Below are 24,886 nucleotides of genomic sequence, written 5' to 3'. Positions count from 1 at the left end.
ATTCATGAGTCAAACACTTCGTAACCTGGGCGATCTGACCGATCGCGCTTTACCCCAGTCGCGGCTGGCGATTATCGACCTGCGCGAACCGGAACACCCGCGCGAATACACTCATCAGCAGATTGACGAGCTGGCCGGCGGCGTGGCGCATTATCTTCAGCAGCGCGGCTACCCGAGGGGCAGCGCTATCGGCATCGCTGCACTGAACCGCGCCGAATATCTGGCGGCGTACTTTGGCATTATGCGCGCGGGCCTGGTCGCGGTACCGCTTAATATCAAAGTGCCGCAGGAGACGCTGCACTACTTTATTGAGGACGCCGCAATCCAGCTGGTTTTTGCCGATCAGGCCCGTGGCGAACTGCTGAAGGACAGGGTGGCGGTGGTAGATTTTGATGGCGATTTCAGCCAGATCGTTACCCCGCAGGCGTTTGAAGCCGTGATCCCCGAAAAAGACGAACTGGCGATGATGCTGTATACCTCGGGCAGTACCGGGCGACCGAAAGGCGTGCCGCTAACGCATTACGGCCAGTACTGGGCGCTGGACGTGACGCGGGTCGGCGGCGTGGAGCCGGATGATGCCCAGTCGCGCTATATTGTCGCCCAACCACTGTTCCATATGAATGGTCTGTTCCTGGCGAAACGGGTGTTTGCCAGCAATGGATTGCTGGTCGTGCTGCCGTCCTTCAGCATCGATAGCTATCTGCACGCGCTGGCGCATTACCGCATTAATATCGTCACCGCCGTGCCGACCATGTTTGCCCGCCTGCTGCGCGACCCTGATATCAATCGCTATGATTTAAGTGCGTTACGAAAAGTGATGCTGGGCTCCGCGCCGATCACTCTCGGGCTGCTCAACCGAATAAAAGCGGCGTTTCCCGGCGTGGAGATCACTCACGGCTACGGCACCACCGAGGCGGGACCGGCGGTATTTGGCCCACATCCCGATGGATTGCCGACGCCGCCGCTGTCGCTGGGTTATCCGCTGGCGGCGGGCGAGCTGAAATTTGCCGACGGCCATAGCGGGGATGAAGGCGTACTGATGATGCGCAACCCGGCGGTCACGCCTGGCTACCATCGTCTGCCGGAGAAAAGCGCTCAGGTGTTGCAGGATGGCTGGTACTACAGCGGCGACGTGATGCGCCGCGACGAGAACGGCTTCTATTTCTTTATTGGTCGCGCGGACGATATGTTTGTTTGCTCCGGGGAGAATATCTATCCGGGCGAGGTGGAAAAACTGCTCGAATCCCATCCTGCGGTACGCCAGGCCAGCGTGGTCCCGCTGCCGGATGAAGAACGCAGCCAGGTGCCGGTGGCGTTTGTGGTATTGCAGGAAGGCGAAAGCGTAACCCGGGAAGCGCTGAAGCAGCACACTCTGGCGCACGGCCCGGCGTATCAGCATCCGCGACGCATCGCGTTTCTGGCGGAGTTGCCCTGGGCGGCGACCAATAAAGTGGACCGCCAGTCGCTGCGCCTGCTGGCGAGTACGCTGGAGCAGGAACAACGCTGGGAAGCGTAAATGAAAAGGCGGGATAATTATCCCGCTTTTTCATTGGTTAGCGATGGAAACGTAGCGCTACGTTAAAGGCGCGTTCAGGTTCGACAATGATGGCATCCGGCTCCTCGCGGAAAGGGATATCTCCATGCTGCAAACTGGCTTTCACCTGTGCTAAATCTGCCGTCAAAAAACTCAGGCCCGCCATGCGCGGCGTGCCGTTGTAATCTTCCGGCAACGCGCCGAAACGGCGGCGGGCATACTCTTCAGAGGCGATTCGCACCGTCGCTTTACCAGCTTTGAGAACCAGCGCACCGTCATGGGTGGCCTGAAAGCGCTCCTCGCCAAACAACCGGCTGTAAACCAGCGCCGAACCGGCAGGATCCTGGGCGACAATCACAAACTCGCTGATGTGTTTCACTCCGTTCGGATGTTCTTGCCAGGCTGGTTGCCAGACGGCGTGCGGCGTTTGATGTTGGCAGAAGAAACTGCGGCCATTGGGGATCAGGGACGGACGCAGGCGCACCGTTTTGAATCGCGCTTCCGTTTGCTGGCCATCGGGCAGACGGACCGGGCGATGAAACGCGGCAGGCGGTTCGCCATCCAGCCCTTGCTGTACCAGGTGGGTAAACTCATCATCCGCGCTCTGGGTTTTCCATACCAGGCCCGTCAGACCGAGCGGCGCTTCCCAGAGATCTTTACGCTTATCGCCACGGCCAGGCTCAAAACCGAGCAGCTCAAGGTAGTTTTCATCAAAAATCGCTAAATGGTTGCTGGAGCCGAGGGTATGGTGGCCGCGCTCTGAGAGCTGGAAACCCAGGCGACGGTACAATGCGCTGGCATCATCAAGCTGGCTGGCGACATTAATCACCACGTGGTCGAGTACGGGAACGGGAAACGTCATGACGAATATCCTTTTTCTCAAAGGCCAGCCACCGCGCTCAGGGCGCGGGGGGCGAGTTGGGTGAAGTAATTAACCGCCGGTTCGATCAGACTTTCATCGGGATCGAACGCCGGATGGTGCAGGCCCGCATCGCTGGCGCTGCCTACATTAATGAAAACGCCCGGTACGTGGTGTAAGTAAAAAGCGAAATCTTCGCCGCCCATTTGCGGTGAGGCGAGGGCAGTGCGATAGCCGCTGCGCTGGGCCAGTTCAAGGGCAAACTCGGCCCACTGCGGGGTGTTAATCAGCGCCGGCGGCCCGGCAATCCACTCCAGATCGGCATTTGCGCCAAAGCCAGAGGCGATGCCCTGGATCAGCGTGCGGATCTTCTCCGGTACCGCGTCACGAATGCCGGCGTCGTGGGTGCGCACGGTGCCTTCCAGTTCAATGTTGTGCGGCAGCACGTTCCAGGTATTGCCCGCGGTGAAACGCGTTACGCTGACGATCACCGAATCCAGCGAGCTGAACATGCGCGAAGGCAGGGTTTGCAGCGCCGTGACAATCTGGCTGCCGATCACAATGGTATCCACGCCATCATGTGGACGCGCGGCGTGAGCGCCTTTACCCTGAATGCGGATAACGAAGCGCTCGACATTGGCATACAGCGCGCCGCCGCAGGTGCGAAATTCGCCCAGCGGCAGGTCCGGTGCGTTGTGCATCCCAAAAATTGCCTGTACGCCATCCAGCGCGCCAGCATCAATTAACTGCTGTGCGCCATTAAAGGTTTCTTCGGCGGGCTGGAACAGAATTCGCACCCGGCCAGGCAGACGCGCTTCCTGCTGCTTCAGACGATGAGCTACGCCGAGCATAACGGTGGTATGGACGTCATGACCGCAAGCATGCATCACGCCGGGGGTTTGCGATGCCCACGGGCGCTGAGTTTTTTCGTCGATGGGCAAGGCGTCGATATCCGCGCGCAGCGCGATAAGCGGCTCGCCTTGGCCAATTTCTGCAACCACGCCGGTTTTCAGTTTCAGGGGCAGTAACCGAATATTGCCTTGCTGGAGCCAGCGGGTGATGCGTTGTGTGGTGGCAAATTCCTGGTTGGAGAGTTCCGGGTTCTGATGCAATTCACGTCGCCAGTTAATCAGTTGCTCGGTGCCGTACAGGTGCATGATGATGAATTCCTTTGTTATTAGATCTCATCAATCATCCAGTGTGCGTCTGGCTGCGTGAACTAACGATTTATGGAAAGCTTATCCGGAAAGAAGAAATACAGGCTGGGATTTGAAATGGTGTGGTGGCGTTGATTAGCTGGGACAATGTAGCGTGGCGAAATGGCAGATTTTATCGGGTTCTATGTTGGTGCGCATAATGTATATTATGTTAAATTGAATTTATACCTGTTGCCGGCGGTTCTCAGGCGGCCCGGCATCAATCCTCTGCTCTGTCCCCTGTTGCTGCATTACCGTTGGGCAATAAAAAACCCGCCTTTGTGGCGGGCTTGCTTTGGGTTTGTTAAATCATCCATGTCCACAAAGTCAAATGCCATCAATCGCGCTTGCTTGCATCTCTGGTTTGCTCCGATGTCCCGAAATGACGGGTGTCGCCGCGACCATGCTCACCTGAACCCTTAACCCGCTTAAGCTGAATAACTTCACCGCTCTGCCAGGCGTTGGCACCTTCGGCGACTGGATGCGCCACGATATCTGTTCGTTGCTGTTTGATGACGTGAGTGTTCACATCAAATCGTCGATCCCGGTCGGCCAATAGTTGTGGATCCAACTGCCCTTCCCCGGTAAAGCCCATCATCAGCGCCGGAATACCGAGCGGCAGCGTTTTATCCCGGTCAGTGTGCCAGGTATGCCAGGTCTTGCCGTAGGTATTCACAATTTTGCTCATCAGGGCTTTATCCGCCGCCGCAGGCAATCCGGGTGCAATGAGACTTCCGGATTTCACTTCATACTGATGACTGTGCCACAGCTTTTTTTCTTCCGCGGGTAGCGTGTTAAACAGGCGTTCGCTGATAATGTACTCTACGCCCATTAACCGGGCATCTTTGGTATTACCGTCGTAAATCACGGCCTGCATAACGTCTTCGTTGAGTACTGTTACATAGTGATGGGCTTCCATTTGGCCATTTTTGTCACCGTTGTAAAAATGAAAGCCGTCAAGATAGGTGCTGATCGCCTCCACCGGCGGACGGGATTGAATAAGCTGAGCACCGGTTTCCAGCGTGCGCATTCCAGAAGACGTTTTCTCACCGGGAATGGGAGTTTCAGGAGGCGTATTATTGGCACCACAGCCCGCTAAGGACAGGCTGGTTATCAGTACAATCAATGTAGGTTTCATGAATTTATCCCATAAAAGTCGCTTTACTGAACGTAGTACACTCCCGCGCTGCCGCCAGAAGAATTTTTACCAACCAGGCAACTAACGTCGTTTTCAGTTACGCCATAACGTGATAAAACTATTATAATGTGTGTTATCTCCTTAAAAGCCCATTAACACCTATTATTATGGATTTATACTTAAAGAAACCCAGCGAAATCGTCAAATTGCTTTGCGAACGGTTACGTCAACAACGCATTACCCTGCAAATGACCCAATCGGAAGTGGCGGCAAGAGCAGGCGTGGGCGTCAATACGGTATCTAACATGGAGTCCGGTAAAAATATCGGCTTCGAAAGCCTGGTGCGGGTCGCGATGGTGCTGGGGCGTGTTCATGAGCTGGAGCAACTGTTTCAACCGCACCTTGAAAGCCTTGACGATCTGCGCCGCTATGAAGAGAGCCTTAACCGTCAGCGTATAAAGAAAAGGAGCCAGGATGCCGAATAGCGTCGAGGTTTATTATCAGGGATGGGGCGAAAGATGGCTTTGGGGGACGCTGGCAATTACAACCGCCCTTACCGGCCGCCCCTTGATTATGTTCGAGTACAGCCAGGCCGCGATGGAAAAAGGACTGGAACTCTCCCTTCTCTCTCTGCCGTTAAACGGGCCTCGTTTGCGGCGCGATTTTCCTGCACATCAGCTTGGTCTGCCGGGCCCGGTTTACGATTCACTTCCTGACGGCTGGGGAATGTTGCTGATGGATCGCCTGTTCAGGCAGCGAGGCTTAAACCCTGCACGAATTAGCTCGCTCGAAAGGCTCACCTATATTGGCGAGAATGCAATGGGGGCGATGTCTTTTGTTCCGGTTCAGCCGGAAGCGTTAACCGCGACGCAAGATATTCCCTTAAGCCAGCTGGCTAGCGAAGTGCAGGAAGTTCTTGATGGTGAAGGCGGAGAATTCTTGTCCAGATTGCTACAAATGGGCGGTTCACCACAGGGCGCACGCCCGAAAGCGCTGTTATACCGTGATAACACCACTGGCCGCTTCACCACTGCATCAACTGAAGGACTGGAGCCCTGGCTGATTAAATTCCCTGCCAGACACGAACATCCAGAAGTATGCGCCATTGAAAGGGTCTATGCCCATTGTTTACGCCAGTGCGGCATCGACACATCGGACAGTGAATACTTTGAACTGCCTGGCGGGCAGTCCGCATTTGCCACTCGCCGGTTTGACAGAGAACAGGGAATGCGGGTCCCGATGCAAAGCCTGGCGGCCTTTACCGGGGCCAACTATCAGGTAGCGGGTTCGCTGGATTACATTAATTTTTTACGTGCCACGCGGGTCTGCACAAATGATGTACGTGAAACCGCGCGCGCCTTTGAGCGCGTGGTGTTCAACGTCATCTTTAATAACCGGGACGACCATCCTAAAAACTTCGCTTACCGAATGTCATCAACCGGCGCGTGGCAACTGGCCCCTGCTTTCGATGTTACCTGGTGCGACGGGCCCGGTGGATATCATCAGATGGATGTGATGGGTGAAGCATTAGATATTCAACGGAAACATCTTCTGGCGCTCGGTACTCAGGAGGCCGATCTCACTGAATCAGAAATCCGCCGGATCGTTGAACGCATTTCTGAAGTTGCTCAAGCGTTTTCAGCCATAGCCGAAACTATCCTGCCAGGCCAAATCACCGCCGATACGCTGCGTTATATCCAGTCTCAGTTGAACAGCAATATCAACCGGCTGCGATAAGCTGCCGTTGCGCTTAAGTCAGGTATATACTTACTCGCCATGGCTGGTTTCGTACAGCCTTAAGCCACGTTAATGACGATTAGAATAAAGGGAGTGTCTCATCATCAATACTCGTCGCTTTCCCCGTTTCGCGAGCGCAAAAATCATTGCCGCCGCGCTGTTTCTTACCAGTTGTTCCTCAGAACCGCCGAAGTCACTGGTGACGCCATTGCCGCCGGTGGCAAAACACCCGCTGCCGGATAAGCCAGGGCAAAACTCGCAGCCGATGCGCGGCGTGTGGCTGGCGACCGTGTCTCGCCTCGACTGGCCGCCGGTGAACTCGGTTAATCTCAGCCCTGACGCGCGGATCCGTCAGCAAAAACAGGCATTGACCAGCAAGCTGGATAATCTGAAAAGCATGGGCATCAATACGGTGTTCTTTCAGGTTAAACCCGATGCTACTGCGCTGTGGCCATCAAAAATCCTGCCATGGTCAGATATGCTGACTGGCGAAATCGGTAAAGATCCCGGTTACGATCCGCTTCAGTTCATTCTCGATGAAGCGCATCAGCGCGGCATGAAGGTGCACGCGTGGTTTAACCCTTATCGGGTGTCGACCAATATCCGCAGTTCAACAGTAAATGAGCTTAACCGCACCCTGCCCTTAAATCCTGCCAGTATTTTTGTCCTGCATCGCGACTGGATACGCACCTCGGGCGACCGGTTTGTGCTCGACCCCGGCATTCCGGAGGCCCGCGACTGGATCACCAGTATCGTGGCGGAAGTGGTTGCGCGCTATCCGGTGGACGGCGTGCAGTTCGATGACTATTTCTATACCGAAACGCCCGCCTCCACCCTGAACGATAACCAGACCTGGCGACAGTATGGTCAGGGCTTTGCGTCGAAGGCGGACTGGCGGCGGCATAACACGGCGCAGCTTATCGAGCAGGTTTCCCGCACCATTAAGCAGCTGAACCCGAACGTCGAGTTTGGCGTCAGCCCTGCGGGCGTGTGGCGTAACCGCTCGCACGATCCTGCCGGTTCTGATACCCGCGGCGCAGCGGCTTATGATGAGTCATTCGCCGATACCCGTCTGTGGGTGCAAAAAGGCTGGCTGGATTATATCGCTCCGCAGATTTACTGGCCTTTCGCCCGCGATGCGGCCCGCTACGGGGTGCTGGCGAAATGGTGGTCCGACGTGGTTAAACCGACCAACACCCGCCTGTATATTGGCGTTGCGCTGTATAAAGTGGGCGAACCGTCAAAAAACGAGCCGGACTGGATGGTACAAGGCGGCGTACCGGAGCTAAAAAAACAGCTCGATATGAACGAATCTGACCCGCATATCCACGGCACAATTCTGTTCAGGGAAGCCTATCTGGAACAACCGCAAACGCGCCAGGCCGTTGATTATCTCAAACATCGCTGGAGCAGCCGCTGATTTTCCCTCTCTGGAGTGAGCCCAAAAAACGGCTCACTCTGCCCTTTCTTACCTGCTTAACGAATAAGGTACTGAGCTAACGTTCAGTTATTTGTTAGTGTCATGCTGTATGTTGTAACTAATGCTATATTACTTCTGCCAGACGACGAATGCCTTCTTTTAACGCTTCAGGCGGATGGTTCGCATAGCCGAGCAGTATCCCTTCCCGAGACATTGGCCGCTGGCAATAGCGATCAAAAGTCTGTATGCCCATCCCCAGCTGCTGCGCCTTTTCCTGTACTGTCTGAGCCGTCAGTCCACCAGCTAACCAACACACCATATGTACGCCGGAATCCGTGGGATGTACCGTCATCTGCTGTGGGAAATAGTGTTCGATTGCGGCCACCAGCGCGGATTTACGTTCATAACAGGCTTTGCGGATCCGCCGCACATGGGCGGCGTAGTGTCCTTCTTCAATAAACCGCGCCAATACCGCCTGTTCGAGATAGCCATTGCAGAGGTCGGCGTAATAGCGGGTGGTAATAAAACGGTCGCGTAACGCCCGGGGAACCACTAAAAACCCTACCCGGAACGCCGGGTACATCATTTTAGAGAAGGTGCCGGCGTAGATGACTCGCTGATGCGCATCCAGCCCCTGCAATGCCGGCAATGGCCGCGCTGCATAGCGAAACTCGCTGTTGTAATCATCCTCGAATATCCATGCATTATGCGAATGCGCCCACTCCAGCAGCGTCAGACGCCTCGGCAGGCTAAGCGTCCCGCTTAACGGAAACTGGTGCGACGGTGCGGTATACACCAGCTTTGCCTGAGGGTAATGCTGAATGCCGTCGTCGATATCCATACCATCGCTATCGACCCTGACCGGGCAGACCGTTGCGCCCACAGAGGCGAAGACTCCGCGCGCGCCGTTATAACCCGGATCGTCCAGCCAGACTTCATCCCCCGCGGTTAATAAGGAGCGAGCGGCGATATCCAGCGCCTGCTGGATACCATTAACGATAATCACCTGATCCTCCTGGCAATTAACGCCCCGGGATGCCTGGATATAGCGGGTGATTGCCCGACGCAGCGGCAGGTAGCCATACGGGCTGGTGTGTAAACTCAGTTCCCGTCGAGATTGCCGCCATACCCGGCCAAGCAACCTTCCCCACAGATCATGGGGGAAGAGATCGGTACAGCCTACCCCAACCGCAAAAAGCCGCTCCATTCCGCCGTCGCTGACCGGCGTGTGTTCCCCGTGAGTTACCGTGTTCCGGGGCACTCTCGGAAAATGTTCGTTAGTTAGCCGATCCGGAATACTGCGGGCAACAAACGTCCCTGCCCCTTTGCGGGTCTCAAGATATCCTTCATCCATTAACCGATCGAATCCGGCAATCACCGAGTTACGGGAAATCGCCATCATTTCCGCCATGGCGCGGCTTGAGGGGATCTTCGAGCCGCCAGCAAGCCGTCCGTCAAGGATGGCATTACGCAACGCATGATAGACCTGGTCTTTAATGACGCCTTTTTCCAGCAATAGCTCGTGAAACACCGGAGCGACCGTTTTTTTCATGGCGAAGCTCATATAGATAAAAGTGGATCTGTTAAAAATACAAAAAGTGTCACTTATTTGGAACCACAATCGCCATTAACATAGCCGTTATCACAGCAATGAAATAAAAGGATAACCATGAATAACCCGCAAAATTCCCGCGTCACGATTGAGCCTGTTACCCAGCAGGACTACACCGACTGGCTCCCGCTATGGAAAAACTATCAGGTGTTTTATCGCGTCGATATTTCAGAGGATGTCACTCGCCTGACGTGGAGCCGCTTTCTCAATCCGATTGAGCCGATATTCGGCGCAGTGGCCAAATGCGATGGCAAAGTCGTCGGTCTGGTCCACTATCTGTTCCATCGTTCTACCTGGGCAGACACGGATTACTGCTATCTGGAGGATTTATTTGTCAGCGAAGAGGTTCGCGGTAAGCAGATTGGCAAGCAGCTTATTGAGTATGTGCAGCAGCAGGCCCGCAAGCGCCACTCTGCCCATCTCTACTGGCATACTCATGAAACCAACCTGCGCGGCCAGCGGTTGTATGACTGGGTCGCCAGGAAAAGCGGCATGATTGAATATCGTATGCCGGTGAGATAATGAAAAACCCGGCGCAGTAAGCCGGGTTTGTTGTCATGCGATACCGATTTTTGAGGCGTGCCTGTGCTGTAGGGCACGCAAATCCCCGGTGGTATCAACATCATCAATGATGCCCCGGTCGCTCAGCGCGAGGGGTAAAACCTCGCCGCGCTTATGCGCGATTTGCACGATGCTGCCAGCCCCCTTATCCCCCTGCAATGCACTCAATACCTTCAAGTAACTGCGATGAAACCCCACCGGATGACCGTGATGCGACTGATAATACGGCACCACGACCGGCTTTTCGTTTAGCGCCAGCGCAACCCGCCGCAACGAATCGGGCCGAATAAGCGGTAAATCCCCCGGCAGGATCAGCCACCCGGAGGCATCCGTCGTCGCCGTTACGCCCAGGGCGATAGACTCTCCCATACCGCCGGTTCCGCCTGGCGGCCTGACGAGATGCCACGGCAAACCCGCAGTTTTCACCGCCTCCAGCACGTGCCCCAGCACCGTTTTGCCATCAAACAGCGCATCCAGCTTATGTTCTTGACCGCCGGAATCACGAAACCGCTGCCCTTTTCCGGCGGCGAGAATAATCACCACCGGCGGCGTGGTAATACCCTCAAACGGCATGGCGCGCCGCCGCCACGTCGGCCAGCACCGAAAGCGCCAGCGAATGGGCATCGCGGGCTTTCGGGAAGATGCCGATGGGTGCTTTAATTCGCGCGATATCCTGCTGGCTCCAGCCGGCCTCAACCAGCGCCGCTACCCGCTTTTCATGGGTACGACGGCTGCCCAGCGCGCCGATATAAAACGGCTGAGCCGCCAACGCGGCCTGCAATAGCGGCAGCTCGCGATGCAGATCGTGATAAAGCAGCAGTACAGCCGTATCAGCATCAAACATCTTGGAATTGAAACTGTCGCAGGTATGCACGTCGAACCCTGCGGCCTGCGCCATCCGGGCCGTCACCTGAGCCTCCAGTGAATGTCCTGGTATCATCACCCGCACGCACGGGCGATAGTTCACCACAAAATCCTCGCCGTGCCAGCCAGTTGGCTGATGCTGGCTACTGGCCAGAGTTTGTGATCCCGGGCTATAGCGCAGCCCCCTCGTTTGACGCTGCTCCAGACTGTTAAGCACCGCCAGTAGCGGCTGCACCGCGCGTAAAATATGAACGGTCAGCGTAATTCCTCCGCCGCACGGCAGCACAATATCGAAATACGGCGAACCTTCACCATACACCACCGTGCGATCCTCCCCGTCGAGCATGGCTTCCAGCGCCTCCCAGGCGACCGCAGACTCCACGCAGCCGCCGGAGACAAAGCCGCAATACTGCCCATCCCCGCGAACCGCCATCTGCGCGCCCAGCGGACGCGCCGCGCCGCCACGGATCTCCACCAGGGTCACCAGCGCCGCCGTCATCCCTGCCGTCAGGGCATCGGCGGCGAAGCGCAGGATCTCCCGGCTATCGTCGGTTAAAAACGCCTGCTCGGGATTGAGCAGGCCAGGTTCAATCAAAGACGCGTGTTGCAACACGGTTCACCATCCTTACACCAGCTCGGGCAGGCCTTTCAGCAGCTTATCCAGCGTGATGGGATAATCACGCACCCTGACGCCCGTGGCGTTATAGATGGCATTGGCGATAGCCGCGCTGACGCCGCAAATCCCCAGTTCGCCCACGCCTTTGGCTTTCATCGGCGAGGAGATCGGGTCGGTTTCATCAAGGAATATCACCTCCTGACGCGGAACATCGGCATGAACCGGCACTTCATAGGCCGCCATATCGTGGTTAACGAAATAGCCCAGCCGGGTATCAATGGCTAACTCCTCCATCAGCGCCGCGCCAAGCCCCATGGTCATCGCGCCAATCACCTGGCTACGCGCGGTTTTCGGGTTAAGAATGCGGCCCGCCGCGCAAACCGCCAGCATTCGGCGCACGCGCACTTCGCAGGTCGCCCTGTCCACGCCCACTTCGATGAAATGCCCGGCAAAAGTGGACTGCTGATATTTTTTATCGAGATCGCCAAACTCAATGCTGTCTTCGGCACTCAGCGCCCCGGCATCGGTGAGCGCGACGCTGCGATCCCCTTCGCGAATCTGCCCTTCGGCAAACTCTGCCGTATCGGGATTGAAGCCCAGCTTGTTCGCGACCGCTTCGCGCAGCTTCACGCAGGCCGCATAGACGCCTGCGGTCGAGCTGTTTGCGCCCCACTGCCCGCCAGATCCGGCGGAAATCGGGAAGGCCGAGTCGCCGAGTTTAACCACTACTTTGTCCAGCGGCACGCCCATCATCTCCGCCGCAGTCTGGGCAATGATGGTATAGCTACCGGTACCGATATCGGTCATATCCGTCTCCACCGTTACCCCGCCCTGCGGATCCAGATGCACTCGCGCGCCGGATTTCATCACCAGATTGTTACGAAAGCCCGCCGCCATCCCCATGCCCACCAGCCAGCGGCCTTCACGTACCTGGCCAGGCTTCGGGTTACGCTGGCTCCAGCCGAAATGCTCCGCGCCCTGGCGCAGGCACTCCACCAACTGGCGCTGCGAGAACTTGCGCTGCGGATCGGCGGGGTCCACCTGGGTATCGTTGAGTATGCGAAACGCCACCGGGTCCATCCCCAGCTTTTCAGCCATCTCGTCAATGGCGATTTCCAGCACCATCATGCCCGGCGCTTCGCCAGGGGCGCGCATGGCGTTGCCCTCTGGTAAATCGAGCTTCGCCAGCCGTAACCCGGTCAGCCGGTTGGCCCCGGCATACAGAAACTCGGTCTGGTTGGTGGCGGTCTCCGTCGGCCCGCCCGGCACGTTGCCGTTCCAGCTTTCATGGGCGATGGCGGTGATTTTCCCCTCTTTATCCGCGCCGATGCGCACCAGCTGGATGGTCGCTGGTCGATGGGTCGTATTGTTGGGGATCAGCGGCCGGATGAGCATTACTTTCACCGGGCGCTTGATGGCCCGCGCGCCAAGGGCCGCCAGCAGCGCATCGCTGCGCAAAAACAGTTTGCCGCCAAAGCCGCCGCCGATATACGGCGAACGCACATGGACATTTTCTTCGGGAATATTCAGGGTCTTCGCCAGATCGGTCTGACACCAGTTGATCATCTGATTAGAGGTCCAGAGTGTCAGCTTATCGCCCTCCCACGCTGCCATCGATGCATGCGGCTCCATCGCCATATGGCTCTGATCCGGCGTGGTATAGGTGGCGTCAAACTTGACCTCAGCGGACGCGAAGGCGCTGTCGAATTCGCCCACTTTTTTATCCGGGGTATCTTCCGGTGGCGTAGTGACGGAGGGCTTTTCCTCTGCCAGATCGTAAGCGCCGCGCTCGCGCTGGTATTCCACCTGAACCAGTTCCGCTGCCGCCCGCGCCTGTTCAAAGGTTTCGGCCACTACCACGGCAATCGCCTGGTGATAATGTTCAATCTTCGGGCCGCCGAGCAGCGTGGCGGCATTCTTTTCGCCTTTGCCCAGCTTCCCGGCATTCTCAGCGGTGATCACCGCCAGCACGCCCGGGGCCTTTTTCGCGGCCTGGACATTCATTGAGGTTATACGCCCTTTGGCGATAGCGGAACCGACCACATAGCCATAGGCCGCATTGGGGGCTTCATCATGCCATTCATAGGCATAAGGCGCGGTGCCGGTAGTTTTTAGCGGGCCATCGATACGATCGTGCGCGCGGCCAACCACCTTAAGCTGGTCGATAGGGTTATCCTGAGCCGGATTTTCAAATTTCATCAGCTTATGCCCTCGCTTCCGTCAGTACCGAGGCGAGCGTGCGCTTCGCCAGGATCAGCTTGTATTCGTTTTCAGCAGTGGGTTGTGCGCTGGCAAACAGCGTGTCGTAAACCGCCTGTGCACCGTGAGTTAACTGCGCATCGGCCTCTTCCATTCGCCACGGCTTATGGGCCACGCCGCCCAGCGCCACGCGACCGGTGCCATCGGCTTGCACCACCGCCGCCACTGAGACCAGAGCAAACGCATAGGAGGCGCGATCGCGCACTTTACGGTAGATATGGGTTCCGCCGAGCGGCGCAGGCAGCGTCACGGCGGTGATCAACTCTCCGCCAGTCAGCACGGTTTCCAGGTGCGGCGTTTTGCCCGGCGCGCGATAAAACTCCGCCAGCGGGATTTTTCGTTCGCTGCCGTCCGGCTTCACCGTTTCGACTACCGCATCCAGCAACCGCATGGCCACCGCCATATCGCTGGGATGGGTGGCGATACAAGCTTCGCTGGCCCCCACAACAGCATGCTGGCGGCTAAAGCCTTCCAGCGCGGCGCACCCGCTGCCCGGCAGGCGTTTATTACAGGGCTGGTTGGTATCGTAAAAATAGGGGCACCGGGTGCGTTGCAGCAGATTTCCCGCCGTGGTCGCCCGGTTGCGCAACTGACCAGACGCCCCGGCCAGCAGCGCGCGCGATAGTACCGCGTAATCGCGCCGTACCCGTTGGTCCGCCGCCAGATCGGTGTTGCGCACTAGCGCGCCGATGCGCAAGCCCCCTTCCGGGGTCGGTTCGATATTATCCAGCCCCAGCCCGTTAACGTCGATAAGATGGGTTGGGGTTTCGATTTCCAGCTTCATCAGGTCGAGCAGATTAGTGCCGCCCGCGATAAATTTGGCACCGGTATGTCCCTGGGCGCTGGACGCCGCTTCGCCAGGGGTATTCACGCGCTGATAGGTAAACGCCTTCATGATTTCTGCCCTCCGGCGACATCCTCAATCGCAGCGAGAATGTTGGAATAGGCCCCGCAGCGGCAGATGTTACCGCTCATCCGCTCGCGGATTTCATCGGCGTCCATCGACGGCGGCGAAACTAAATCCAGCGTGACGTGGCTCGGGATCCCCGCTTTGATCTCCTCCAGCATCGCTACCGACGAGCAGATTTGCCCAGGCGTACAGTAACCGCACTGGTAGCCGTCGTGTTTGACGAACGCCGCCTGCATCGGATGCAAATTATCTGGCGTACCCAGCCCCTCAATGGTGGTGATGTCGGCATCCTGATGCATCACCGCCAGCGTCAGGCAGGAATTAACGCGTCGACCGTCGACAATCACAGTACAGGCACCGCACTGACCGTGGTCGCAGCCCTTCTTGGTGCCGGTGAGATGCAGATTTTCGCGCAGCGCATCCAGCAAGGTGGTGCGGGTATCCACATCCAGCTCCCGGACTTCGCCATTAACGGTAAAGCGCACTGCAGTGATTTCCGGCGGCGGCGTAACCGGCGGTTCGCTGGCCAGCGCCACGCCCGAAGGCACCGCCGCTGTTGCAGCCGTCGCCGCACCAACTTTTAAAAGATCACGCCGCGTGAGGTTAAAATGATGGCGATCGTCGTCAGAATGGGCTTGTGGCTCGTTATTGCCTTGGTTGCTCATACCAGGCCTCCAGTAATAAAAAAATAAACGGGTAAGAATGGGCGCTTACCGCAATTGTTTTGGAAGTTTTTGAACATTAAGCATAGTCAGCACTGGCGGCAGGATTATTCTTAAATCCTGATAGCCCTGATAAGCAACGCGAATGAATAAGGAGATAAACGTGGATATCGATATGGCGAACTTTACCCCGCTGGCGAGTTTGATCGGCGGATTGCTGATCGGCGGCGCGGCGTGGGTATTAATTGTGTTTTGTGGACGTATTGCCGGGATCAGCGGCATTCTGGGCGGAGTGTTAAACCTGAAAACCCCGGATAAAGGCTGGCGGCTGGCGTTTCTGGCGGGATTATTGCTCGCGCCGTGGCTGTACCGGCTGGTTGCCCCGCTCCCGGTCATTACCGTCGCCACGCCATGGTGGCTACTGATACTCGCCGGTCTGCTGGTGGGTATCGGCACCCGCTACGCTTCCGGCTGCACCAGCGGGCACGGCGTCTGCGGATTGTCGCGGCTGTCGCGCCGTTCGCTGGCGGCCACCGCCACCTTTATGGGCGTGGCGTTTGTCACCGTCTGGCTAACCGGCTTGTGGCGTTAAGGAGAGCAACATGAATATTATCGTTTCCCTGCTCGCCGGGCTGATTTTCGGTATCGGCCTGATTGTCAGCGGCATGGCCGACCCCGCGAAAGTGCTGGGCTTTCTGGATATCACCCGTCTCTGGGACCCGTCGCTGGCATTCGTGATGGGCGGCGCAATCGGCGTCGGCTTCTTTGCCTTTCGGAGCGCGAAAAAGCGCGCGCGGCCCGTCTGCGCAACGGAAATGCAGCTGCCAAATTCCCAACAAATTGATAAACGGCTGATTGGCGGCTCGGTGCTGTTTGGCGTTGGCTGGGGGCTGGCGGGGATCTGCCCCGGCCCAGGCCTGGTCCTGCTCGGCGCGGGGATCGGCAAGGGCATGGTGTTCGTGGCGGCGATGATTGCCGGAATGCTAATTTTCCAGTGGCTTGAAAACCGAGGTAAATAGCAGCGGCTTGACCTCACTTCCCGCAAAGCGCAGCATGAAAACGCACACAACCTATAACGGAGAACAATAATGCAGACAGGGTTACGTTTTCAGGCGGCAAAGCTTCAGGAGTTTGTCGAGGCGCTGCTGGGCTATGCGGGCAGTGAGCCGCAGGAGGCGCGGCTGGTGGCCGATCATCTGGTATCCGCCAACCTGGCGGGCCACGATTCCCACGGCGTAGGGATGATCCCCAGCTATATCCGCTCGCTGGCGCAGGGCTATTTACAGCTCAATCAACATGCCAGCGTGGTGAAAGACGCCGGTGCGGTGGTTACGCTGGAAGGTAACGCCGCTTTCGGCCAGGTAGCGGCGCATGAGGCCATCCAGTTGGGCATTGAAAAAGCGCGCCAGTTCGGGCTGGCCGCCGTGGCGTTGCATAACTCCCACCATATAGGCCGGATTGGCTACTGGGCAGAAAAATGCGCGGCGGCAGGATTTATTTCCATTCACTTTGTGAATGTGGTTGGCGACCCGATGGTCGCGCCGTTCGGCGGCAAAGACAGCCGTTTCGGCACTAATCCGCTGTGCGTGGTGTTCCCACGCAAGGATGCGCCACCGCTGCTGCTGGATTACGCCACCAGCGCCATAGCCTTTGGCAAAACCCGCGTCGCCTGGCATAAAGGCGAGCCGGTGGCGGATGGCTGTTTGATTGATGAACAGGGTCTGCCGACCAACGATCCGGCGGTAATGCACGTCGCGCCGCTGGGTTCCCTGCTTACCTTTGCCCAGCATAAGGGCTACGCGCTGGCGGCAATGTGCGAAATCCTCGGCGGCGCGCTGTCGGGCGGCAAAACCACCCATCAGGAGACGCTTCAGGCGAGCGTGGACGCCATCTTCAACTGCATGACCACGATTATCCTCAACCCGGAACTGTTCGACGCCCCGGATATGCAGCAGCAAACCGATGCGTTTGTGGAGTGGGTAAAACAGTCACCGCACGATCCGGCGCAGCCGGTGCAGGTGCCGGGTGAATGGGAAATGCATAACCGCGAAACGCGCCTCGCCCAGGGCATCCCGCTGGATGAAAGCAGCTGGAACGCCATTTGCCAGGCGGCGCGCGAGGCGGGCATGCCGGACGCGGAGCTGGCGCGGTTTAAGGCGCAGCTGGCGTAAATATTTCAGGCCCGTCCGGGCCTGTTACTCCATTGCCCGCATCTTCCCCACCAGCTCGGCGATATTCACCGCCATCATCTTTTCCATCACCCTGGCGCGATGCACTTCCACCGTCCTTAGCGCCACGTTGAGCCGTCCGGCGATTTCACGGTTCATCAGGCCCTGCACGATAAACTGGGCGATTTCCCGCTCTTTCGGCGTCAGGCTCTCATAACACTGGCGAATACAACGGCGCTCACAGGCCACAGCGGAAATTGCCTGCGCCCGTTCAATCGCCGCGACCAGCGCTTCAGCGGATACCGGTTTTTGCAGGAAATCCACCGCGCCGCGCTTCATTTGCTCTACCGCGACCGGCAAATCGCCGTGCCCGGTGAGAAAAATCACCGCCAGCGTGCTGTGTCGCTTAAGCAGTTCACCGTACAGCCCGTGGCCGTCGAGATGCGGCATCCGCAAATCGAGCAGCGCCACGCCCTGTTCATGCAGCGCGGCCTGCGCCAGAAACGTCTGGCTCTCGTTCCAGCTCTGAACGCGATACCCAAACCCTTCCAGCAAAAACTGACAGGCTTCGGTTACGGCGACATCATCATCGACCAGATGAACAACAGACATCAGGCATCCTCAGATTCAGTAATGGGTAATTGCAGTACCACCCGCAGCCCGGTTTTACCGTCTGGCGCGGGATGATTATCCAGCGTAATTTCGCCGTAAGCATCGCGGATCAGCCGCTGGCAAATTGCCAGCCCCAGCCCCATGCCGTCGGGTTTGGTGGTGTTGAAAGGCCGAAAGGCATGGAGCAGCTGTTTGTCCTCTATTCCACCCGCATTGTCCTGCACTACAAGCCCGCCCTCCTGTTCGGTTAGCCAGACGGCGCTGGCTCCCGCCTGCGCGGCGTTAAGAATCAGGTTAGCGAGCAGCTGATCCAGCACCATCGGCGGCAACGTCAGAGTCAGGGAGACCGGTAGCTGGTTAAACAGCGCCAGCGTTGGATAATGTTGCCCGAGCCGCAGCAGATCCGTGACACGCTGGGCCGTTTCCCTTACGGGAACCCTAACCGACTCGCGTTCATCGGCATCAAACGCCGATGGCTGTTGCACCCAGTGACGAAGATTACGCAGCGTCTCGCCGCCGCGCTGGGCCTGGGCGTCAATATGCTCCAGCGCCGGGATCAGAAAATGGTTTTCATCGGTTTTACGCAGCCGCACCAGGCAACCCTGGGAATAATGGCGAATGGCCGATAGCGGCTGGTTGAGTTCGTGGGCAAACCCCGATGCCATCTCGCCCAGCACGCTGAGCTGACGGGCATTCTCCAGCGCTTTCTCCTGCTGGCGCAGCGTTTCGCTGGCTTTTGCCAGCTGTCGCCCGCGTCGGCGCACCAGCAGGGCGATCCAGATGTGATTGACCGTCAACAACAGCAGGACCAGTATCGAGACGCCGACCGCAAACTGATTCTGCATCAGCCAGCTACGCACGTCCTGCCACAGCCGCCGCTGTTCCGGGTGCTGGTTCACCGCCCGCAGCAGGCTCTCGACATCGCTGGTAGAGACCGGCGCCCCCCAGAGGAACGGTGGCTGCTGGTTATTGAGTAACGCGCGGGCCACGTTATCCGCCAGCGCGTTATCGACGTCCGGCAGTGCGGCAAACGACCAGTTTGGGTACAGTGGCGTACTGGTGACGCACGGCGCGGCAACCGGATTCACCATCAACGGGCGAAATGCGGTTTTATCAATTAAGCCCTCGGCATCCATCTGTTCCAGCAAGCATACCGGGACAATCGCCGCCTGGATGGCTTTCTCGCGCAGCAGATAGAGCAACGCGTCGCCGGGAAAGCCAGTGAAGCGCAGCCTGAAATCTTTCTCGGGCTGGATACCGCGATCGGCCAGCGCTTTATACCCGGTGAGATAACCGCCGAAAGCCAGCGGATCGATAGCGCCGACAGTTTTATTAGTCAGATCCTGAGGATCCTGTAAGTTACTTTCACGGTTCACCAGGATAACGCTGCCAATAATGTTGTTGCCATCCCGGGTACGCAGCGACGCCAGCCAGCGCAAATGGTAGTGGCTGTTAAGCTGGACAAACTGCGCCGGATTGGTAACCACAAACTGGATGGATTTTTGATTCACCGCCTCGCGCATCTGACTGAGATCGAGCGGCTGAATGCGAAAATGCTCGCCCGGCACCTGCTGATTCAGGGAATCGGCCAGCGGCTGCCAGTGCCGCAGGGTCGCGGCATCACCGCGCATCGCCAGCACGCCGATAGTCCATTCCCCGGCCACGGCCAGCGAGCCGAAACCGAGGCAAAAAATCAGTAATAACGCCCTTTTCACACCGTCTCCCACCACGTCAGATTGCGTTAGATCAACAACCCGCCGGGAATGTGGTTTACCACAATAGTCCCTGCCCCTCGCCCATTTTTACACTGTAAATCATACAGATTGTTTATTCATCACGCTGTTAACAACACTGTGACGCATGGATTGTAACGGCGTCCACGGAGATATGTATGGATATCAGTAAACGCATTTTTCTCACACAGCTGGGGGTGACGGCGGCGGCAGGCGCAGCCACCCTTCCGCTGGCGCAGGCCAAACTCTCTTTCAGCCCGACGCGCCGGGAAGGGTCCGCCGACCACCGCTATGCCATGTTGATCGATTTACGCCGCTGTATCGGCTGCCAGTCCTGCACCGTCAGTTGCGCGATTGAGAACCAGACGCCGCAGGGCGAGTTCCGTACCACGGTGAACCAGTACCAGGTTCGACGGGAAAACAGTGACGTTGTCACCAATGTGTTACTGCCGCGCCTGTGCAACCACTGCGATAACCCGCCCTGCGTGCCGGTTTGCCCGGTGCAGGCCACCTTCCAGCGCGAGGACGGCATTGTGGTGATTGATAACCAGCGCTGCGTCGGCTGCGCTTACTGCGTCCAGGCCTGTCCCTATGACGCGCGCTTTATCAACCATGACACCCAGACCGCCGATAAATGCACCTTCTGCGTTCACCGTCTGGAAGCGGGATTGCTGCCCGCCTGCGTGGAGTCCTGCGTTGGCGGCGCGCGCATTATCGGCGATTTGCACAATCCGCAAAGCCGTCTGCGCCAGCTGCTTGATGAGCATAAGGACGCGATCCGGGTGCTGAAACCGGACGATAACACCTCGCCGCAGGTGTTTTATCTGGGCCTCGACGAGGCGTTTGTTTCCCCGCTGATGGGCCGCAGCCAGCCCGCGCTGTGGCAGGAGGTGTAAATGTCGCCGCTTATGATTAATGAAGTGCTCGCCCATCCGCAGGACGTGAGCTGGCTCCCCTGGGCAGTGCAGTATTTCTTCTTTATCGGCATTGCGGCCTGCTCGGCGCTACTGGCCTGCGGATTGCGAGGTCGCCATGCCGCGCTGGAACGGCTGACGCTGCTGATCGGCCTGACCTGCGCCATCGCCGCCCCGCTGGCGCTGACGGCCGATCTCCATCAAACCGCCCGGGTGTGGCACTTCTACGCCTGGCCGACGCCGTGGTCGTGGATGCCCTGGGGCGCGCTGTTTTTACCGCTGTTTACCGGCTTTATCGGCCTGTGGTTTATCGCCGCGACCATAGAAAACATTTACGGCAAAACGTTCGCCTGGACACGCTGGATGTCGTATGCCTGCGCGCTGACCGCGATTGGCCTGCTGCTGTACACCGGGCGCGAAGTGTCGGTGGTGCACGCCCGCCCGATCTGGTTCAGCTGGTGGTTCCCGCTGGCGATGTTCCTGAGCGCGTTCCAGACCCTGCTGGCGCTGCTGATTGCCGCTACCCGCACGCCACCATTGCAACAGAAGCTGGCACGCGGCCTGCTGGTTACCCTGGGGTTATTGGGCATCACGGTAGCGATGTGGATTTCCGGCGATACCTTGTCCGGCGCGGCGCTGCGCCACTGGCTGGCGTGGCCCCAGGCACAAACGCTGGCCACCGGTTGGGCGGCACTGTGGTTGTTAACCATCATCGCGGCACTGTTTGCTGTTACGCGTCCGCTACCGCTGGCGGGTGGCATCCTGATTGCTCTGGCGTCGATGGCGCTTAGCTGGCTGATACGCTGGACCTTACTCATCGAGGGGCAAACCCTCCCGAAATATAACGCGCTGTTTAATCCTTACTCGCTGCCGATGGGTACCGACGGGCTGCTGGCGATTGTCGGCACCTTCGGGCTATGGATGGCGTTGCTTATCATCGCGCGTGAAATTGTGAATGGCTTAATGCGGAGAAATCATCATGCCTGAATTAACCCGTCGTCAGTGGCTTAAAGTGGGGCTGGTACTCGGAGGGGTTGGCGCGTTTGGGCTGAGCTACCGGGACGTGATCAAAAGAACCTTTGACGGGCTGGTCAACGGCACATCCGGCAAAGTGACGCTACACCGCATCTACGGTAACGCGCTGATCCCGGAAGGCCATGCCGCTCCGGGCTGGCAGGCCAATCCGCAGCAGGCGGTGTCGATGACCCAGTGCTTCGGCTGCTGGACCCAGTGCGGTATCCGGGTGCGCGTCGATCGGCAAACCGACAAGGTGATCCGCATCGCCGGTAATCCGTATCATCCGCTCTCCCAGGAGCAGCACGTTGACGCCAAAATCCCGGTAGCCCAGGCACTGGCGCAAATGGGCGGCGAAAGCGGTCTCGACGCCCGCTCCACCGTCTGTTCCCGTGGCGCGACCACCCTGGAGGCGCTGTACAGCCCGCTGCGCATCCTCGAGCCGATGAAGCGCGTCGGGAAACGCGGCGAAGGCAAATGGCAGCGCATCAGTTTCGAGCAGCTGATTGCCGAAGTGGTGGACGGCGGCGATCTGTTTGGCGAAGGGCATGTCGACGGTTTACGCGCCATTCGCGATCTGCAAACCCCTATCGACCCGGCGCATCCGGGTTTGGGTCCCAGGGCCAACCAGCTGCTGGTTACCAATACCAGCGATGACGGGCGCGATGCCTTTATGCGCCGCTTCGCCCAGAACAGTTTCGGCAGTAAAAACTTTGGGGCGCACGGGGCGTACTGCGGGTTGTCGTACCGCGCCGGGTCGGGCGCATTGATGAACGATCTCGATAAAAACCCGCACGTAAAGCCCGACTGGGAACACGTGGAGTTTGCGCTGTTTATGGGCACCTCCCCGGCGCAGTCCGGCAACCCGTTTAAGCGCCAGGCCAGCCAGTTGGCCACTGCGCGGCTGCGGGATAACTTCAGCTACGTGGTGGTGGCCCCTGCGCTACCGCTTACCACGGTGATGGCCGACCCGCGCGGCCAGTGGCTGCCGGTAGTACCGGGCGCGGATTCAGCGCTGGCGATGGGCATGATCCGCTGGATTATCGACAATCAGCGCGCTAACGAAAGCTATCTTTCCCTGCCGGGCGCGGCGGCGATGCAGCAGGCGGGTGAAAAGAGCTGGACCAACGCCACCCATCTGGTGATTGCCAGCGACGATCATCCCCAGGCCGGGCAACACCTTACCGCCGCGCTGCTGAACGGCGGCGGCGACAGCGTGCTGGTGGTCGATCAAACGGGTGAACTGGTGCCGGCGGAAAGCTGCCCTGCCGCCACGCTGTGGGTTTCCCGCACCCTGACCTTGCAGGATGGCAGCGAGGTAACGGTGAAAAGCGCGTATCAACTGTTAAAAGAGAGCGCCGGGAAACTGTCGCTGGAAGAATACAGCCGCCAGTGCGGCGTGCCGGTGGCGCGGATCGAACAGCTGGCGGATGCCTTTACCCGCCACGGGCGCAAAGCGGCGGTGATTACTCACGGCGGGATGATGTCCGGCAACGGCTTCTATAATGCCTGGGCGGTGATGATGCTTAACGCGCTGATCGGCAACCTTAGCCTGGAAGGCGGCGTGTTTGTCGGCGGCGGCAAGTTTAACGGCGTCACCGACGGGCCGCGCTATAACCTGGCAAGCTTCCCCGGCATGGTCAAACCCAAAGGGCTGAACATTGGCCGCAGCAAAGCGGCTTATGAAAGCTCCGATGAATACCGTCAGAAAGTCGCCGCCGGGCAGTCGCCGTGGCCCGCCAAAGCACCGTGGTATCCGTTTGTGGCCGGTCAGCTTACCGAACTGCTGCCCTCGGCGCTCAACGGCTACCCTTACCCACTGAAGGCGTGGATTTCCAATATGACCAACCCGGTATACGGCATCGCCGGGTTCCGGGCCGTGGCGGAAGAACAGCTGAAAGACCCGGCGCGGCTGCCGCTGTTTATCGCCATCGACGCATTTATTAATGAAACCACCGCCCTGGCGGATTATCTGATGCCGGATACCCATAACTTTGAAAGCTGGGGATTCAGCGCCCCCTGGGCGGGCGTCGCCAGTAAAGCCACCACCGCGCGCTGGCCGGTGGTTAATCCCGCGACCGCCCGCACCGCCCAGGGCGAACCGATTTCCATGGAGGCGTTTTGCATCGCCGTGGCGCATCGCATCGGCCTGCCCGGCTTCGGGGATAACGCCATGCAGGACAGCGACGGCAACGCCCTGGCCATTCATCACGCCAGTGATTATTACCTGCGGGTGGCAGCCAACATCGCCTGGGCCGGGAAAGCTCCCGCGCCCGCCGCCAGTGACGAGGATATCCGTCTGACCGGCGTCGACCGGCTGATGCCCGCCATCAACCAGACGCTTAAACCGGACGAAGCCCGGCGGGTGGCGTTTATCTTTACCCGCGGCGGACGGTTCGCGCCGCATCAGTCGGGGCGGGAAAACGGCGGCATCGGTAACCGCTGGGATAAACCGCTGCAAATCTGGAACGCCGAGGTGGCGAAGCATCGCCACGCCATAACCGGCGAACGCTACAGCGGCTGTCCGGCCTGGTATCCGGCGCGGTTGTCCGACGGCAAAGCGCTGGACGAGGTATATCAGCCCGACGCCTGGCCGTTGAAGATGATTTCGTTTAAGTCCAACGTGATGAGCAGTTCTACCATCGTGATCCCGCGCCTGCATCACGTGAAGCCGGTGAATCTGGTGGCGCTTAATCCGCAGGACGGCAAGCGCTTTGGCGTGAAGCACGGCGATGAAGTGCGCATTACCACGCCGGGTGGCAGCACTACCGCGCGTATTAGCCTGCTGGAAGGCGTAATGCCCGGCGTGATTGCCATCGAGCACGGCTATGGCCACCGGGAAATGGGTGCCAGTCAGCACACGCTGGACGGCGAACCGCTGGCGGTCGCGCCGCAAAATGGTTCCGGAATCAATCAGAACGATTTGGGCTTCGCCGACCCGACCCGCACGGTGCCGAACAGCTGGCTGGACTGGGTATCCGGCTCGGCGGTGCGCCAGGGATTACCGGCGAAGATAGAGCGCATTTAAAAATCTGCGCCGCTGTGCAATACAGCGGCGTATCTCTGAAGATGTGTAT

22 protein-coding genes are annotated in these 24,886 nt (G+C 58.5%); 11 read left to right on the top strand and 11 right to left on the bottom strand.

Annotation, left to right across the window (positions count from 1 at the left end; all coding sequences use genetic code 11):
* Positions 1 to 4 precede the first annotated feature (4 nt).
* Positions 5 to 1,516: a class I adenylate-forming enzyme family protein gene (locus FND52_RS05085; protein ID WP_144129767.1), complete on the top strand. Its 1,512-nt coding sequence runs from the start codon at positions 5 to 7 to the stop codon at positions 1,514 to 1,516.
* A 37-nt stretch (positions 1,517 to 1,553) separates the two neighbouring features.
* On the opposite strand, the gene FND52_RS05080 is transcribed toward FND52_RS05085, so the two are convergent.
* The 3 genes from FND52_RS05080 to FND52_RS05070 all read right to left on the bottom strand — a co-directional run bounded on the left by FND52_RS05080 (position 1,554) and on the right by FND52_RS05070 (position 4,727).
* Complete coding sequence (locus FND52_RS05080) at positions 1,554 to 2,396, bottom strand: VOC family protein (RefSeq protein ID WP_144129765.1); 843 nt, start codon at positions 2,394 to 2,396, stop codon at positions 1,554 to 1,556.
* 17 nt (positions 2,397 to 2,413) lie between these two features.
* Positions 2,414 to 3,550, bottom strand: a complete 1,137-nt coding sequence (locus FND52_RS05075; protein WP_144129763.1) for an amidohydrolase — start codon at positions 3,548 to 3,550, stop codon at positions 2,414 to 2,416.
* 376 nt (positions 3,551 to 3,926) lie between these two features.
* Entirely contained in the window at positions 3,927 to 4,727 is an 801-nt protein-coding gene (locus FND52_RS05070) for an OBAP family protein (RefSeq protein WP_144129761.1), read from the bottom strand.
* Between the two features lie 167 nt (positions 4,728 to 4,894).
* On the opposite strand from FND52_RS05070, the gene FND52_RS05065 reads away from it, so the two are divergent.
* From FND52_RS05065 to FND52_RS05055, 3 genes are all read left to right on the top strand, one after another.
* The gene (locus tag FND52_RS05065) at positions 4,895 to 5,212 is read left to right on the top strand and encodes a helix-turn-helix domain-containing protein (protein WP_167509326.1); all 318 of its coding nucleotides are present in this window, start codon (positions 4,895 to 4,897) and stop codon (positions 5,210 to 5,212) included.
* Entirely contained in the window at positions 5,202 to 6,464 is a 1,263-nt protein-coding gene (locus FND52_RS05060; RefSeq protein WP_144129759.1) for a type II toxin-antitoxin system HipA family toxin, read from the top strand. The genes FND52_RS05065 and FND52_RS05060 overlap by 11 nt, the downstream gene beginning before the upstream one ends.
* Positions 6,465 to 6,564: 100 nt before the next feature.
* Positions 6,565 to 7,884, top strand: a complete 1,320-nt coding sequence (locus FND52_RS05055; protein ID WP_208737485.1) for a glycoside hydrolase family 10-like protein — start codon at positions 6,565 to 6,567, stop codon at positions 7,882 to 7,884.
* 124 nt (positions 7,885 to 8,008) lie between these two features.
* On the opposite strand, the gene pdxR is transcribed toward FND52_RS05055, so the two are convergent.
* Positions 8,009 to 9,436: a MocR-like pyridoxine biosynthesis transcription factor PdxR gene (gene pdxR, locus FND52_RS05050; protein ID WP_144129755.1), complete on the bottom strand. Its 1,428-nt coding sequence runs from the start codon at positions 9,434 to 9,436 to the stop codon at positions 8,009 to 8,011.
* A 117-nt stretch (positions 9,437 to 9,553) separates the two neighbouring features.
* On the opposite strand from pdxR, the gene FND52_RS05045 reads away from it, so the two are divergent.
* Positions 9,554 to 10,018, top strand: a complete 465-nt coding sequence (locus tag FND52_RS05045) for a GNAT family N-acetyltransferase (RefSeq protein ID WP_144129753.1) — start codon at positions 9,554 to 9,556, stop codon at positions 10,016 to 10,018.
* A gap of 33 nt (positions 10,019 to 10,051) precedes the next feature.
* Here the strand turns inward: FND52_RS05045 and FND52_RS05040 are convergent, their stop codons facing one another.
* From FND52_RS05040 to paoA, 5 genes are read right to left on the bottom strand one after another with little or no spacing between them, the layout of a single operon-like run.
* Positions 10,052 to 10,630, bottom strand: coding sequence for a nucleotidyltransferase family protein (locus tag FND52_RS05040; RefSeq protein ID WP_144129751.1), 579 nt, complete (start codon positions 10,628 to 10,630; stop codon positions 10,052 to 10,054).
* The gene (locus tag FND52_RS05035; protein ID WP_244290541.1) at positions 10,620 to 11,534 is read right to left on the bottom strand and encodes an XdhC family protein; all 915 of its coding nucleotides are present in this window, start codon (positions 11,532 to 11,534) and stop codon (positions 10,620 to 10,622) included. The genes FND52_RS05040 and FND52_RS05035 overlap by 11 nt, the downstream gene beginning before the upstream one ends.
* Before the next feature lie 12 nt (positions 11,535 to 11,546).
* Entirely contained in the window at positions 11,547 to 13,736 is a 2,190-nt protein-coding gene (gene paoC, locus FND52_RS05030) for an aldehyde oxidoreductase molybdenum-binding subunit PaoC (protein ID WP_144129749.1), read from the bottom strand.
* Between the two features lie 4 nt (positions 13,737 to 13,740).
* The gene (locus FND52_RS05025) at positions 13,741 to 14,691 is read right to left on the bottom strand and encodes an FAD binding domain-containing protein (RefSeq protein WP_144129748.1); all 951 of its coding nucleotides are present in this window, start codon (positions 14,689 to 14,691) and stop codon (positions 13,741 to 13,743) included.
* Complete coding sequence (gene paoA, locus FND52_RS05020; RefSeq protein WP_144129746.1) at positions 14,688 to 15,371, bottom strand: aldehyde dehydrogenase iron-sulfur subunit PaoA; 684 nt, start codon at positions 15,369 to 15,371, stop codon at positions 14,688 to 14,690. Before paoA ends, FND52_RS05025 begins: the two co-directional genes overlap by 4 nt.
* Before the next feature lie 160 nt (positions 15,372 to 15,531).
* Between paoA and FND52_RS05015 the strand changes: the two genes are divergently transcribed.
* From FND52_RS05015 to FND52_RS05005, 3 genes are all read left to right on the top strand, one after another.
* Positions 15,532 to 15,960 carry a YeeE/YedE family protein gene (locus tag FND52_RS05015; protein WP_144129865.1) on the top strand — a complete coding sequence of 143 codons (429 nt, stop codon included), beginning with the start codon at positions 15,532 to 15,534 and terminating at the stop codon, positions 15,958 to 15,960.
* 10 nt (positions 15,961 to 15,970) lie between these two features.
* Positions 15,971 to 16,387, top strand: coding sequence for a DUF6691 family protein (locus FND52_RS05010; RefSeq protein ID WP_144129744.1), 417 nt, complete (start codon positions 15,971 to 15,973; stop codon positions 16,385 to 16,387).
* Between the two features lie 69 nt (positions 16,388 to 16,456).
* On the top strand, positions 16,457 to 17,539 hold the full coding sequence (locus tag FND52_RS05005) for a malate/lactate/ureidoglycolate dehydrogenase (protein ID WP_144129742.1): 1,083 nt from the start codon (positions 16,457 to 16,459) through the stop codon (positions 17,537 to 17,539).
* Between the two features lie 24 nt (positions 17,540 to 17,563).
* Here the strand turns inward: FND52_RS05005 and ttrR are convergent, their stop codons facing one another.
* Together ttrR and ttrS are read right to left on the bottom strand one after the other, a co-directional pair.
* Complete coding sequence (ttrR, locus tag FND52_RS05000) at positions 17,564 to 18,148, bottom strand: tetrathionate respiration response regulator TtrR (RefSeq protein WP_144129740.1); 585 nt, start codon at positions 18,146 to 18,148, stop codon at positions 17,564 to 17,566.
* Entirely contained in the window at positions 18,148 to 19,878 is a 1,731-nt protein-coding gene (gene ttrS / locus FND52_RS04995; RefSeq protein ID WP_425277900.1) for a tetrathionate respiration histidine kinase TtrS, read from the bottom strand. Before ttrS ends, ttrR begins: the two co-directional genes overlap by 1 nt.
* Positions 19,879 to 20,039: 161 nt before the next feature.
* On the opposite strand from ttrS, the gene ttrB reads away from it, so the two are divergent.
* The 3 genes from ttrB to ttrA are packed head-to-tail and all read left to right on the top strand — an operon-like array spanning position 20,040 to position 24,837.
* The gene (gene ttrB, locus FND52_RS04990; protein ID WP_144129738.1) at positions 20,040 to 20,777 is read left to right on the top strand and encodes a tetrathionate reductase subunit TtrB; all 738 of its coding nucleotides are present in this window, start codon (positions 20,040 to 20,042) and stop codon (positions 20,775 to 20,777) included.
* A complete protein-coding gene (gene ttrC, locus FND52_RS04985) occupies positions 20,778 to 21,782 on the top strand; it encodes a tetrathionate reductase subunit TtrC (protein WP_144129736.1) in 1,005 nt (334 codons plus the stop codon).
* Positions 21,775 to 24,837: a tetrathionate reductase subunit TtrA gene (ttrA, locus tag FND52_RS04980; RefSeq protein ID WP_144129734.1), complete on the top strand. Its 3,063-nt coding sequence runs from the start codon at positions 21,775 to 21,777 to the stop codon at positions 24,835 to 24,837. The genes ttrC and ttrA overlap by 8 nt, the downstream gene beginning before the upstream one ends.
* The last annotated feature ends 49 nt before the right edge of the window (positions 24,838 to 24,886 follow it).

It is taken from the genome of Atlantibacter subterraneus, from assembly GCF_007570865.1.
Lineage (GTDB): Bacteria > Pseudomonadota > Gammaproteobacteria > Enterobacterales > Enterobacteriaceae > Atlantibacter > Atlantibacter subterraneus.
The sequence above is the reverse complement of the archived record's forward strand: the minus strand, read 5'-3'. Positions and strand labels throughout refer to the sequence as shown.